This is a genomic window from Alteromonas sp. HB246098, from assembly GCF_054890645.1.
The window spans coordinates 261,111-276,161 of record NZ_JBTZUG010000005.1 but is presented as its reverse complement, the minus strand read 5'-3'; the positions used below and the strand labels follow the sequence as shown (position 1 = coordinate 276,161).

The 15,051-nt window shown below is 45.4% G+C and carries 9 protein-coding genes; 4 read left to right on the top strand and 5 right to left on the bottom strand.

Annotated features, from left to right (window positions below; all coding sequences use genetic code 11):
- The first annotated feature begins 199 nt into the window (after positions 1 to 199).
- The 4 genes from prpC (at position 200) to ACYTPF_RS12900 (ending at position 7,039) form a co-directional block, all read left to right on the top strand.
- Positions 200 to 1,324 carry a bifunctional 2-methylcitrate synthase/citrate synthase gene (prpC, locus tag ACYTPF_RS12915; protein ID WP_461852495.1) on the top strand — a complete coding sequence of 375 codons (1,125 nt, stop codon included), beginning with the start codon at positions 200 to 202 and terminating at the stop codon, positions 1,322 to 1,324.
- Between the two features lie 18 nt (positions 1,325 to 1,342).
- A complete protein-coding gene (acnD, locus tag ACYTPF_RS12910) occupies positions 1,343 to 3,934 on the top strand; it encodes a Fe/S-dependent 2-methylisocitrate dehydratase AcnD (protein WP_461852494.1) in 2,592 nt (863 codons plus the stop codon).
- A gap of 546 nt (positions 3,935 to 4,480) precedes the next feature.
- On the top strand, positions 4,481 to 5,662 hold the full coding sequence (gene prpF / locus ACYTPF_RS12905; RefSeq protein ID WP_461852493.1) for a 2-methylaconitate cis-trans isomerase PrpF: 1,182 nt from the start codon (positions 4,481 to 4,483) through the stop codon (positions 5,660 to 5,662).
- A gap of 120 nt (positions 5,663 to 5,782) precedes the next feature.
- Positions 5,783 to 7,039, top strand: coding sequence for a response regulator (locus ACYTPF_RS12900; protein WP_461852492.1), 1,257 nt, complete (start codon positions 5,783 to 5,785; stop codon positions 7,037 to 7,039).
- 10 nt (positions 7,040 to 7,049) lie between these two features.
- Here the strand turns inward: ACYTPF_RS12900 and ACYTPF_RS12895 are convergent, their stop codons facing one another.
- The 5 genes from ACYTPF_RS12895 to ACYTPF_RS12875 all read right to left on the bottom strand — a co-directional run bounded on the left by ACYTPF_RS12895 (position 7,050) and on the right by ACYTPF_RS12875 (position 14,582).
- A complete protein-coding gene (locus ACYTPF_RS12895; RefSeq protein ID WP_461852491.1) occupies positions 7,050 to 8,627 on the bottom strand; it encodes a sodium:solute symporter family transporter in 1,578 nt (525 codons plus the stop codon).
- A 116-nt stretch (positions 8,628 to 8,743) separates the two neighbouring features.
- Entirely contained in the window at positions 8,744 to 10,468 is a 1,725-nt protein-coding gene (locus tag ACYTPF_RS12890) for a PH domain-containing protein (protein WP_461852490.1), read from the bottom strand.
- Positions 10,468 to 11,022: a PH domain-containing protein gene (locus ACYTPF_RS12885; protein ID WP_461852548.1), complete on the bottom strand. Its 555-nt coding sequence runs from the start codon at positions 11,020 to 11,022 to the stop codon at positions 10,468 to 10,470. Before ACYTPF_RS12885 ends, ACYTPF_RS12890 begins: the two co-directional genes overlap by 1 nt.
- Positions 11,023 to 11,193: 171 nt before the next feature.
- Positions 11,194 to 13,548, bottom strand: coding sequence for an aerobic respiration two-component sensor histidine kinase ArcB (arcB, locus tag ACYTPF_RS12880; protein WP_179984373.1), 2,355 nt, complete (start codon positions 13,546 to 13,548; stop codon positions 11,194 to 11,196).
- Between the two features lie 98 nt (positions 13,549 to 13,646).
- Positions 13,647 to 14,582 (bottom strand): N-acetylmuramoyl-L-alanine amidase, encoded by a 936-nt coding sequence (locus ACYTPF_RS12875; protein WP_461852489.1) that lies wholly within the window; start codon positions 14,580 to 14,582, stop codon positions 13,647 to 13,649.
- Positions 14,583 to 15,051 lie beyond the last annotated feature (469 nt).

Sequence of the window (15,051 nt, the reverse complement as noted above, 5' to 3'; positions counted from 1 at the left end):
ACGATACACATAGCGTTACCACGCCGTAAACCCATCTATGGGGGCTCCGCCTCGGCATCCATGCCTCAAAGGGGTATCGCACTGTGCACCGCCCTGTTTTATCGGAGCCTCGAGCCGACTCTAAGCTGTAACCTACACCGTTTATTTTTGAGCAGATTTTTAAGTACCTTACAAATTATACAAGACCGGAGACAACAAGATGGCTAAACAGTTAAGTGGCGCGGGTTTACGCGGCCAAGTTGCAGGCAAAACAGCATTATCAACCGTAGGTAAATCAGGTTCTGGTTTAACGTATCGTGGCTACGACGTAAAAGACTTAGCGCAAAACTGTCAATTTGAAGAAGTGGCGTACCTTATTCTCAAGGGCAAGCTACCTAACCAGTCTGAGCTAGACGCATATAAAACTAAACTTCGCGGCATGCGCGGCCTTCCATCTGCACTTAAAGAAGTGCTAGAGCGCATTCCAAAAAATGCCCACCCAATGGACGTACTTCGCACGGGCTGTTCAATGCTGGGTAACCTTGAGATGGAAACCAGCTTCGACCAGCAGCAAGACGTGACAGACCGCATGTTGGCATGTTTCCCAAGCATCATTTGTTACTGGTACCGCTTCTCGCACGACGGCGTGCGCGTAGACGTTGAAACCGATGACGACTCAATTGGAGGTCACTTCCTTCACATGCTTCACGGCGAAAAGCCACGTGAACTTCATGAGCAAGTTATGCATGTATCGCTAATTCTATATGCAGAGCATGAATTTAACGCGTCTACTTTTACCGCTCGTGTTTGTGCATCAACCTTATCTGATATGCATTCTTGCGTGACCGGTGCTATTGGCTCACTTCGCGGCCCGCTTCACGGTGGTGCTAACGAAGCAGCCATGGAAATGATTGAAGGCTTTACCTCTGCTGATGATGCTGAAGAGAAGATGATGGGCATGCTTGAGCGCAAAGAGAAGATCATGGGCTTTGGTCACGCTATCTACTCTGAGTCTGATCCGCGTAACGAAATTATCAAGCAATGGTCTGAAAAACTGGCTGCTGATGTGGGTGACGACGTGCTTTACCCTGTGTCTGTTCGCTGTGAAGAAGTGATGTGGCGCGAGAAGAAACTTTTCTGTAACGCCGATTTCTTCCATGCCTCTGCGTATAACTTCATGGGTATCCCTACGCCATTGTTTACACCAATCTTCGTAATGTCTCGCCTAACTGGTTGGGCAGCACATGTTATGGAACAGCGCGCTGACAACCGTATTATTCGTCCGTCAGCAGAATACACAGGCGAAGAACTACGCCCAGTGCCTGCTATCAGCGAACGCGCATAAGGCTGAGGTTAAAGTTTTATGAATATTGATTACCGTAAACCGCTTCCAAACGCGGGGATCGATTTTTTCGATACCCGTGAAGCGGTAGATGCTATTGAGCCTGGCGCCTACGCCAAGCTGCCTTACACCTCACGTGTACTGGCTGAAAACTTGGTGCGCAAATGCGCACCTGAGATGCTCACCGACTCGCTAAAACAGCTGATTTATCGCAAGCGCGACTTAGACTTTCCCTGGTTTCCTGCTCGCGTAGTGTGTCACGATATCTTGGGTCAAACGGCACTTGTCGATTTAGCAGGCCTTCGCGATGCTATTGCAGCAAAAGGCGGCGACCCGGCGAAGGTTAACCCAGTAGTGCCTACTCAGCTAATTGTGGATCACTCACTCGCCGTTGAACACGCAGGTTTTGAAAAAGACGCGTTTGAGAAAAACCGTGCTATCGAAGACAGACGTAACGACGACCGTTTCCACTTTATCAACTGGACAAAAACCGCGTTCAAAAACGTTGATGTTATCCCACCGGGTAACGGCATTATGCACCAAATCAACTTGGAGCGTATGTCACCTGTTATTCAAGCCCGTGACGGCGTAGCCTTCCCAGACACACTAGTAGGCACCGACAGCCACACGCCACATGTTGATGCACTTGGTGTAATTGCCGTTGGTGTTGGCGGCCTTGAAGCGGAAAGCGTTATGCTAGGTCGTGCGTCTTACATGCGTTTGCCTGACATTGTAGGTGTTGAGCTAACGGGCAAACCAAAGCCTGGCATTACCGCAACCGACATTGTATTAGCATTAACTGAATTTTTGCGTAAAGAGCGCGTAGTCTCTGCGTATCTTGAATTCTACGGTGAAGGTGCATCACATCTAACGCTTGGCGACCGTGCTACCATTTCGAACATGACACCAGAATATGGCGCCACTGCAGCCATGTTCTATATCGACCAGCAAACTATTGATTACTTGCGCCTAACGGGGCGTGAAGAAAAGCAAATTGCATTGGTTGAACAATACGCTAAGCATACTGGCTTATGGGCAGATGACTTAGCAACTGCCGAATACGAGCGGGTGCTTACATTCGACCTTTCTGCTGTTGGCCGTAACATGGCTGGCCCTTCTAACCCACACGCACGTTTGCCTACCAGCGATTTAGAAAGTCGCGGCATTGCTGCGAAATGGGATGAAGAAGAAGGCAAAATGCCTGATGGCGCGGTTATTATCGCGGCAATCACCAGCTGTACCAATACATCTAACCCGCGTAATGTTATTGCAGCAGGTCTGCTTGCACGTAATGCCAACGCGCGTGGTTTAACCCGCAAGCCGTGGGTGAAAAGCTCACTAGCACCAGGCTCTAAGGCCGTTAAGCTGTATCTTGAAGAAGCCAACTTAATGAGCGAGCTGGAAGATTTAGGCTTTGGCGTGGTTGCCTTTGCGTGTACTACCTGTAACGGTATGAGCGGCGCGCTAGACCCTAAAATTCAGCAAGAGATCATCGACCGCGACCTTTACTCCACAGCTGTATTGTCGGGTAACCGTAACTTCGACGGCCGTATTCACCCTTACGCAAAGCAAGCATTCTTAGCATCGCCACCACTGGTTGTAGCTTACGCCATCGCCGGTACCGTGCGCTTTGATATTGAAAAAGACGTATTGGGCACCGACAAAGAAGGCAACCCAGTAACGCTTAAAGACATTTGGCCAAGCGACGAAGAAATTGACGCTATTGTAGCAAAATCGGTAAAGCCAGAGCACTTCAGAAAAGTGTACGAGCCAATGTTCGATTTAAGCGTTGACTACGGAAAAGACATCAACCCGCTTTATGACTGGCGTGAAATGAGCACCTACATTCGCCGCCCGCCCTACTGGGAAGGCGCAATGGATGCCGAACGTACTATGAAAGGAATGCGTCCGCTAGCTATTTTAGGTGACAACATTACCACCGATCACTTGTCGCCTTCAAACGCTATTCTAGCCAGCAGCGCCGCAGGTGAATACCTTCACAAAATGGGCTTGCCTGAAGAAGACTTTAACTCCTACGCTACCCACCGAGGCGATCATTTAACCGCACAGCGCGCTACTCTCGCGAATCCGAAAGTATTCAACGAAATGGTGCTGGAAAACGGTGAAGTGAAGCAAGGTTCACTGGCCCGCCTTGAGCCCGAGGGTAAAGTAGTACGCATGTGGGAAGCTATCGAGACTTACATGAACCGTAAACAACCGCTGATTATTGTAGCAGGTGCTGATTATGGTCAGGGTTCATCACGTGACTGGGCAGCTAAAGGTGTACGTCTAGCAGGCGTTGAAGTAATTGTGGCAGAAGGCTTTGAGCGTATTCACCGTACCAACCTAATTGGAATGGGCGTGTTACCGCTTGAGTTTAAACCGGGCACAACCCGTAAAACGTTAGAACTAGATGGTACAGAAACTTACGACGTTAACGGCGAACCGTCACCAGGAGCAACGCTAACGCTAGTAGTAAACCGTCAAAATGGCGAGCAGCTAGAAGTGCCCGTAACCTGTCGCTTAGATACTGCAGAAGAAGTCTCTATTTACAGCGCAGGCGGCGTATTACAGCGCTTTGCCAAGGACTTCTTAGAAGCTGAAGCTAGCTGATTGTGATAGGAAGACCTTTCAGTGGGAGGAGGTGAATCAGTTACAGGGCACGCAGTGAATACGTCCTTGTAGGCTCCCAACTCGCATCCTTGCGAGTTGAGGGCCCCGAAACTGACCCACCTCCCCCACTTAAGTTCGGCCAATATTGCATCAGTTTACTTAGCTGGGAGATAAGTTAGTCATAGGGCACGCCCTAAATACGTCCCTATAGGCTCCCAACTCGCATACTTGCGAGTTGAAGACCCTGAAACTAATCCACCTCCTCCGTAGCAAGTATCAGCTAGTTTGGTTGGAAGCTGTTTGTGATTTGAAACCCTCCAGCCGCAAGGATGCGGCTGGGGAGCGCACATGGATGTGTTCACAGCGTGTTTCAAATCACGAACAACCTTACTTCTCTCCAGATAAAATGGTTTTTAGTTTAAGAGGGCGTTGATGCACCGTTGAAACCTTCGGGGCGCATGGACGCGCCCCGAGAGCCTACAGGGATGTATTCACGGCGTGTTTCAACGGTGCATCAACGCTCTTATACCGAAGAAAGGAAAAAGCATGACAAAGTATGCGCCACAACTTCGAGTACCGGCTACCTATATGCGTGGCGGTACTAGCAAAGGTGTATTTTTTAACTTATCTGACTTGCCTGAGGCTGCACAAAAGCCGGGGCCGGCGCGCGATGCCCTGCTTCTTCGTGTTATCGGAAGCCCAGATCCATACGGTAAACAAACTGACGGTATGGGCGGTGCTACCTCGAGTACTAGCAAAACAGTGATCTTAAGCAAGAGTGAACGTGAAGGTTTTGATGTTGACTACCTGTTTGGACAAGTCGCTATCGACAAGCCTTTCGTAGACTGGAGTGGAAACTGTGGAAATCTAACCGCAGCCGTTGGCGCATTTGCTATTAGCAATGGCTTAGTTGATGAAAGTAAGATTCCGGAAAACGGCATTGCCACCGTCAACATTTGGCAGGCGAATATCAACAAAGCCATAATTGCAAAAGTACCAATGACTAATGGTGAAGTTCAAGAAACTGGCGACTTTGAGTTAGACGGAGTTACTTTCCCTGCCGCAGAAGTAGAGGTAGCTTTTGTTGACCCAGCCGACGGTGAAGGCGCTATTTTCCCCACTGGACGCTTAGTCGACACGCTTGAAGTACCGGGTTTTGGTTCACTGCAGGCGACTATGATCAATGCGGGTATTCCAACTATTTTCGTTAATGCAGAAGATGTTGGTTACACAGGTACAGAACTGCAGGATGATATAAACAGTGATGCAGAGGCGCTTTCCAAGTTCGAAGCCATTCGTGCATACGGCGCGGTTCAAATGGGACTAATTAAAGATGTAGGTGAAGCTGCAAACAGGCAGCACACACCAAAAGTCGCGTTCGTTGCACCTCCAAGAGGCTATAAATCATCAAGTGGCAAAGATATTTTAGGTTCCGACATAGACGTACTAGTACGTGCATTATCTATGGGGAAACTTCACCATGCAATGATGGGCACAGCAGCAGTAGCTATTGCCGCCGCTGCCGCCATTCCAGGAACTTTGGTGAATATTGCCGCAGGTAGTAAAGACAGAGAATCGGTTACTTTTGGGCACCCATCGGGAACACTTCGTGTAGGCGCTAAAGCTACTTTTGAAAACGACAGGTGGAAAATTGAGCAAGCGGTAATGAGCAGAAGTGCCCGTGTTTTAATGGAAGGCAATGTTCGTATTCCGTGTGAACAAAGCTGATTAACCGTACATAATATAAGACACACCTTATTTAGACATAAGTCTAAAAAGCCCTCTAACAGAGGGCTTTTTCTTTTTCAGTTAGTTATTATCAAGACTTAAGTGCCTAGAGTAGTTCACATGTATAAAGTTCTTGTAGTAGAAGACAGTTTAACTGTCCGTAAGATCGTCAATAAACTTATTGAGGATAACCCTCACTTTACCTGTGACCTATGCGAGGACTTAGCCGAAGCGCGAAGTGCTTTAGAAAGCGATAACGAATACTTAGCCGCTATTGTTGATTTAAACCTTCCAGATGCTCCCAACGGCGAAAGTGTAGAACTAGCACTTTCACACAACGTTCCAACAATCGTTCTGACCGGCAACTTTGACGAGTTCACTAGAGCTCAATTATTAGATCAAGGCGTATTGGACTACATTACAAAAGAATCTCGTTACTCCTACCTACAAGTTTCTAAATTAGTCGACCGCTTAAGAAAAAACCTAACCACAAAAGTACTTGTTGTTGAGGACTCAAAAACCAGTCGAAACCATATTTGCTCATTACTTCGCAAATTCCAGTTTCAAGTGCACGAAGCCAATGATGGCCTTGAAGCGCTTGACGTACTTGAAAATCACCGCGATATCAAAATGGTGATAGCAGATCATAGAATGCCTAACATGGATGGCTATGAGCTTGTTAAAACGATTCGACACGAAAGACGGATGCAAGACTTGGTTTTTATCGGCCTTTCAGCTACGGGTGATAGCGTACTTACCTCTAAATTTATAAAAAGCGGCGCTAATGACTTTTTGTCCAAGCCGTTTTATCACGAAGAATTTTACTGCCGCGTAATGCAAAACCTTGAATCCCAAGAAATGATTCAAACCATTCGTGACTCGGCGAACTTAGATGCATTGACCAAAGTGTATAACCGACGTTTTCTACACGAAAAAGCGGAGGAGCTTTTCGCCAATAGTACGTCTAGAAAAGACGTTATTGTATCTATGATTGACGCCGACAATTTCAAAAGCGTGAACGATACATATGGTCACAAAACCGGAGATATGTTACTGCAGGAATTCGCTGCGCTACTGAAAGATTACTTCCCTGATGACCTAATTGTGCGCTACGGTGGCGAAGAATTTACGGTGGTATCGGTGAGGCCGCCCAAGGTGTATTTATCGGCGCTTTCAGCATTTATGGATGCAGTTCGCACTACGCTGTTTACCAGTCACAAATTTAACATTACGTGCAGTATCGGTGTGAGTACTGAAGAGCACAAATGTTTAGAGTCGCAGTTAGAAAAAGCCGACGCGCGCTTATATGAAGCCAAGCACGCGGGCAAAGATCAGATTATTTTGAGGGATTCAGTGGCACGTCTAGCAGAAGCTTAAACCTCTGATGCTATTTCAGCCAACCAGGTAACAAATAGCAAAATACTACTAGCAAGCAAAAGTAACTTACCAACAGCAGAGCAATAGATTTGTCAGTAGGTACACTGGTATTGACCTCTCGGTTGGTGGTAATAGTATTAACCTCGCCGCTTGAAACAAGCACCGAAAGAACAACCGCAGGTAACACAGTTCCCAAAAATCCTGTTACGTTCCACCAAAACCAAAACACGTCATCGATAAAAAATGCGAAGGTTAGGTTGGTTGAAACACCACATAATAGGCCAAGGTTGACCTGCGTGGCGCCTACTTTTTTCGTTAAAATGCCAAGTAAAAAAACAGCCAAAACCGGGCCGAAAAAGACCGACCCCACCTTGTTAACCGCCTCTATTACCGTAGGCGCTATGTCGCCGGCATTAAGCGAGAGCAACAAAATAACTACGCCCCATATCAACCCAGCGAACTTAGCGCTGCGAAGATAGCCCTCAGGTTTATCTTGTTTTCCCTTTAACTTAAAATAATCTTCCAGTGAAACAGCCGCAAGTGAGTTAATGGCAGAACTTAACGACGACATAGCTGCAGCAAGAATAGCTACTACAAGCAACCCTATAAGGCCGTGAGGCAGGTAATTAAGAATAAACACCGGCATTAACCAGTCTGGATTATCTTTCGGAATTTGGGATAGCAATTCGGCATCATTAAATGCCAATGTTCCAATTACTAAGCCCGCCAAACAATAAAGCAGCGTAACCGGAAACCTGAATATCCCGTTAGCCAGCATCATCTTTTTTAGATCGCCTTCCGATTGCGCTGACAAGGCTCGCTGCGCTTCAGATTGATCGCACCCATAGTAAGAGGCATAAAGGATCACGCCTCCTAGCACCATGGGGAAAAAACCAAAACTATCTCCATCAAAACCAAGTGATGAGAAATTGATAGTTGATACGCGTTCACTGGGAAGGAGTTGCATAAAAGTATTCCAGCCACCCAGCGCATTTAAACCAAACGCTATACAAATTGCTGTACCCACTACAATAACCACCATTTGCACAGCGTCACCGTATACAACTGCTTTCATGCCGCCCTGTAAGGAATACAGAAGCGTAATAACACCAATCAGCAATATCGCCTGCGTAGCTGAAACTTGCATGGTTCCCTGTAAGATAATAGACAAGGCGTACACCATTATTCCGGTGGCGAACGCTCTGCTGAATTGAAATACAATGCTAATAAAGATACGCGTAGAAGTAGAGAAGCGTCGCTCAAGATAGTCGTATATACTCACTACGCCACTTCGGTACAGGGTGGGTAATACAGTGGTAGCGAGCAGCAGCATCGCCAAAGGTACAGCAAGTTCGTATGACAGCCAAATCAGGCCTCCACCCTCACGAAACCCAACAAATGCAGGTGCCGAAATAAAGCTAACGGCTGAAAGTTGCGTCGCCATGATGGACAGCAGCAGTGGCTTCCAACTTAAGCTTCTGCCTGCTAAAAAATAGTCTTTCTTTGACTGCTGCCCCCGCAGACTAAAGCCAATGATAAGTAAAGCAATGAGGTAAATCGCGATAACACTGTAATCAAGAATATCCATATAAACGCAAGGTTGTGAAACTTGATATCTACCTTTACACAAACTCGCGCTGTTTGCATAAAAAAACGGTGTATGAAAACAGCGAACAAAAAATAGCGCTATAGAAATGCCTTACGTTACATCCAAGACCTTCTGGTAGACTCCACTTCAAACAGTACACTATCTGCTAGTTTATCGACGTATCCCTCTGGTAAAAACGGTACAGTCACCGCACCTGAAGCCAGCACAAATTTTATCGTGGCAAGCTTATTACGCTTCATAAACACGCTTTGCTTAATAATCACTTGCTGTACTTTATAAGGTTCGAAACACTGATAGTCGACACCTATTCGACCTTTTCTTATGTAAATGTACTTATTATCGTAGGCTATCCCCCATCGCCACCATCTGAGTGTCAGCAAAAGCGCTACAGAGATAAAAGTAGTAACCGTGCCAATCATAATGTCTAAATGGGAAGTGACGGCTCCCAATGTGAAAAAAGCAACAACTGGCAACGTCCAAACGGCAAGTAACCAAAAGCTAATAAACCGCTTACTGATAGTTTGATAATTTTGGCCTCTCAGGTCACATCCCGCCATCACTTCTTGGCTAAGTTCGAAGGCTTCATTTTCAGTGACCGATGGCACAATGAGTTTATTTGGCGACATCAATTCTTGCATTTGCTGCCCAGCCGTAGAGTTTTGCTCAAAATACAAATTGACCCGCTTTAGTATTTTATCAAGCCAATCTTGCTTCGCCGTAATCATTTGAATGCGTGATGCTCGCATGCTTACTTCCAGCTTATTGAGTAAGCCGCTGCGCCGGATATAGCGATCACCTGATCGTGAAAGTGTGTAGCCGTAAAAGGTGAATAGCGCGCCACCAACACTCAGTAGTGCCACTAACGCCATTAGCATCATGAGAACGACAAAGGCATACAATCCAAATTGCCACCAGGCTACCGTTTGTTCACCGACCAGCTGATTTAGCTGTAAGCCCTTATCGGCTAACCACTCTGACACAACCCCAAACACATCGTCATAAAAAGGCGCGGCGGCACCCAATATGATCCACACGCGATTATTGGTGATACCGTGAATAATAATGTCTTTCACAGACCGTCGATTTAATACTTCTTCAGTTGTATGGGCGTTACTTGCAGCTTTATTACTCGTGCTTTGTATGCGTGAAGTCGAACTTCCGTCAGCCAATTCACTATCAGAAAGGTCCTCACCGGCTAGCTCATCTATATCGCCAACGTCGTGATGAGCTTTTTCATACAACACCTGTTTTTTTAGCGCTTCAGCATAGTCTTCCGGCACGGCCACTATCTTAGCTTCTTCTTTACCGCTTCCCGCCGTATCAAGAACCACCAACGCATATCCAAACGGGCGATAATAAAAAGGACGTTCTATTTTTACGTTTTGAATGCGCCACAAAGGTAAGTTGGTATAGCGGCGCTGAAACACGCCATGATGAATCTCAACGTGTTGGTTGTGCACGCGAAATTTGTACATCAAAAAGCTTATTACACCGCTGCCACTCGTAGATAAGAAAAGGATACCGGCACCGATGAGCACTTCAGGCGACAGCAGGTTATCCCAAATATTAAACGATATGGCTAAGGCGGGAATGGTGTAAATAAGTACTTGTGCCGAGGCGGTAAAATTACGAACGGTAAAATACAGAATAGAAATAAGAGAGAGGCGCTGCCACTCTCCGCCAGTCTCAACTTTTAGCTGTGGTTCTGTAATACCCGCTCCATGAGTTTGATGCGACACATCCACATTAATTTTGGCCTCACAGTCTCCTGGTCTAGCAACATCAGGCGTCTGGCTTGAAAACGATTCAGGCGCGGTCATTAGCGAGCACCAATATCTTTGTGAGCAAGTATAAATTCACGTAATTGCTCAGCCCTCTCAATACTTAGCCCGGGTATTTCAAAGGTATGCATTTCTCCGCCGGCCGAAAACACTTGAAGAGAAGCAAGACCCGCCCATCTATCGAACGGCCCGCGGTTAACTTCAACGTGCTGAACACGCAATATAGGCTGACACGAAAGCTTTCTAAAAATGAGCCCAGACTGCTTGCTGATGTCTTGCTCTCGTATTGCATAAAATATGCGAACATCAGCGAAGAAGTGGTATAGCGCCCATACGGAACCTAAAGCGACGATACCTGCAACCATATACGGATAAGATTGCAGCAGCCCTTCAGGCAGTGACCAGAAGCTTTGTAATCGTAGTGCGGTGGCAATACCTATAAGCACTAAAGCTATCAATCCAATTGAGAAAATATTTAGCGCTCGGTACTTTTTAGAAATAGGAAGTAATGCGAGCGTTTGAAGTGAGGGAATTTCCTCAACACTTAGCTGATTATTTGAAAATACGGTCTCTTGTTGTGCGCTTGTTGTCATCACATTAATTCCTTTTACCACTGTATAAATAAGATAAGCCTACCGCTTTTAAAGCGCAATTTGACTAATTGGCAACACCGCACCCAATGTTTACTCTACCGCAGTTTTTATAACAAAAAAGAGGGCAAGCCCTCTTTTTAACATTACAAATCAAAGAGCGCGTTGCAGTGACTAGTCGTCAACCTGCTGTTCGTTTAACCAATCATGCAGCGCTTTCATATCGTGCTGAACCGCCATTTGCAGTTCTTCAACCCAATCGTGCACGTTCTCCCACCAAGTTGGATGATCACCTTGTTGGATTTGATTAGCGATACGTTGTACGCGAGCTAAGCCAACAGAGCCAGCTGCACCTTTAATTTTATGAGCCTGTGAGCACACTTCAGACTTTTCATCGGCACTTAAGCTAAGCTGCAGTATTTCCATGTATTCAGGCATTTTTTCTTGGAATACTTTAACGCTAGCGCGCACCATTTCATCCCCTATGGTATCAACTAACATCTGTAACAAGTCCATATCTAAAATGTTACTTAATATTTTATTAGGTTCAGGGCGCTCTACTTCGCCGTCTACCTCTAACGGGGCAGGTGGCGCATGGAACAGCTCGTTGAACACTTCAATAACCCGAGACTTCTTAATTGGCTTTGCGATTACATCGTCCATCCCGTTTTCTAAGTATTCATCGCGTTTTTTAATTACGTTTGCCGTTAGCGCCACAATAGGCGTTTGCATGACCAAGTCTTCTTCAATTAAGGTACTTGCCACGTCGAACCCTGTCATATCAGGCAGCTGAATATCTAACAAAATTAGGTCGTACTGCGTCTCTCGAGCTTTATCGATAGCTTCTTGCCCTGTCATCGCCACATCGACTTTCTGTCCAAGCTTTTCAAGCAAGGCTTTGGCAACCATCACGTTTAGCTCAATATCTTCTACCAACAAGATATTAAGCCCCGTCACTTGAAGCTGAGCAACCTTCATTGGACTATTAGAGATTTGGACCGGCAGCACAATTTCAAAGCGAGTGCCTTTACCTACGTTACTAGTTACGTGAATTTCACCTTTCATCAAATCGACCATTTGCTTACAAATAGCCAAACCGATACCTGTGCCTGTCGCCGACTGGTGATCGGGGTGATCAACCTGGTAATACATAGCAAAAATCTTATCGATTTCACTTTCAGGAATACCCACACCGGTATCTTCAATAATAAAGGTAACGTAAGCTTTATCACCATCAGGTTTAGTTGATGATACTGATAAACTCACGTGCCCCTTTTGTGTGAACTTCACTGCGTTGAATAAGATATTCCACAAAATTTGGCGAAGACGGGTACCGTCAATTTCCACTAAACGCGGTAGTGGCTCATTAATAGTCGTCTTCAGTTCAAGCTGTTTATCTGCTGCTAGCAGTCGAATAATACTGCTTAATTCTTCTGTGAAATCTTTTAGCGAAATCGTTTTAAGGCTTAGCTCTAGTTTATCTCTGTCTAATTTGTCGAGGTCAATAATATCGTTGAAGATGTTACCTAATGTAATAGCACTAGCGTAAATCGTACTAACCCAGCTAAATTGCTCATCGCTCAGCTCGGTATCACGTAGCATGCGGCTTAAGCCTACAATACCGTTTAATGGGGTACGAAGTTCATGACTGATGGTCGCTATAAAGCGCGTCTTATCTGTGCTTGCTTTCGCTGCAGCATTTTCAGCTTGTTTACGCTCTGTCATATCTCGACCGAATGACAGCAGACCCAAACGATTACCTTCTTTGTCGAAGAAAGGCACGCGTTTCATTTCGAAGTAACGACGACGTCCGTCAGCAAAGCGAAGCCACAGTTCTTCTGTAATACTCGCATTGGTTTCCAATACTTCGTGATCGCTTGCTACAATTTGGCGGGCTAGCTCTTCTTCGTATACATCTTTTGGCGTCAACCCAAGCAGCTCTTGCTCGGTTTTGCCCGTCATTAACTCGGCAATGCGGTTGCAGCCCGCAAACCTACCCTCTTCATTGCGGTAGTAAATTAAGTCGGGCGACGCATCAATAATAGAGCGCAATAGCGTAGATAAACGACGCGCTTGGGCTTCTTGCTCAGATTTATCCTGAATTTCTTTCTCTAAATCTTTGAAAAGCGCTTCCCGCTCTTCTTGTGCCTGCTTACGTTGCTCAATTTCGTGGTTGAGTTGACGAATATTGCTCTGTAGTTCTCGGTTAAGAAATACATCTTCTTCACGTAAGCTTTCTAATTGGCTAACGACTTCTTTTAAGTTAGTACGGGAATTCTCTAGCTGCTTTATTAGCTCACTAAAGAAATAGAGCACCCATGGAGCCGATAACATGGTAAGAATAACAGCGCTTATAAAATCATCTGGCTGTACTTGGCTCCCCATACTAACGCGTATCACATAGGAACCGCCTAGCGTGAACACAAGCGAAAGAACAACAAACAAAATACTGAGTTTGAGAGTGCCAAAACGCTGAACAAATTGAGCAAAGCGGATTGCCCAAGAATCGTTTGGTGAATCTGAATGCATGTACGTCTAATCTAGTCTTATTTTGCCTGTATCCTATCAGGCTTTACCCACTTCGGGAATGCGGTTTGTTGAAGCAAAGCGATGACACCACTTTACGTTCACGATTTAAACGGCGACTTTTCCGTAACTTCGTGAATAAACGCAGTGTTAACCCACCCCACTTTAGTAAAAGATACTTTTGCCCAATCGCCCTGTTTCTCGAGTACTTTTAATATTTCTCCTTTATTTAAGCCATTATCAATAGTGGGAAATGAAGCACCAGGCCCTTTTCTAACATTAAGTGTATTTGCACTCACATTCGCAATTTTCTTTATAGGGCTAGTTATATCACGTCGAAATTGGTCGTGGGCTTCACGCTGCGAACTAGTGTCTTTTGAGTCGGTTACGCACTCGTTACTGCCGGAGTGGAATGAGAGTTCTTTAAACTTTTGTAAGGGAAAAGCGGGGCCGGGATCTACTTTGCGCGAAGGCGAAATCTCTTCATGCCCTACAATGGTAGAAATCTGGTAGTGCTCACACAGTGCTTTACACAAAGCGAGGGTTCGCGCAATTTGAATCTCAGAATACTTGTGCCAATAGCCAGTGGCATGCTGGTTTTCCCTTTTAGCTTCGAATACTTCGCTTTTTTCGAACACTTTGCCAAACCAACTCTCATAAGTGCCATCGCTTCTTTCTTTAAGCTGGCCTGCATTATCTAGTTCAATACCTATTGAATATTGGTTTAATCCACTACGCCCTTGGAAGTGGCTCTCGCCTGCGTGCCATGCAATCTTATTGGTTGGCAGCATTTGTACGATATTACCATTGCGTCCCACGGCGAAATGAGCAGACACGCCGCTATCTGGCCTGGTTAATACATTAACTGACGACGCTAGACTACTGCCTGCGGTGAAGTGTATGACGATAGTGTCAGGAAAGCCCTGCTTAAAAAGCCCTGAGGTATTGGGTGAAGGCGTAAAACTCACGCCTTCGCCGGTTATTATATGGTCGTTAATAATAAAGGTGCTGTTAGGGCTTGCCTGTAATGCTGTCATTCGATAGTCCTCACTGACTTGGTAGCATGTGCTTTCAGTGAATTTTTATTCTCTAACTAACGCTAATGCGCTCGTGAAAATTACACGAATGTCCTATCAAGTGAGGCACAACCTTACATACGAATAATTTTTAACCAATATAGCAAACTACTTATATGAGTGGAACCATAACTTTACGATTTAATAAAAATACAGACAAAAGGCATTTGACAACATAAATCAACAACCTTAAAGCATAATTATTCACTTTAAAAAAGCGAATGAGAACCAATACCATTTGCCACGTTGAAACTTATCATTTTTATCTGCTGATAACATTTTTGTTACAAACCTAAAAGACACACTATAAGTAAATGAATTCAATACATTTATTTGTATTTATGCCAATTCTCTATAAACCTTAAATTTTTAGCGTTTGATTTTATTTTTCAATGTGGGTATTTTGTACGGCCCGCACAGCAATAATGCA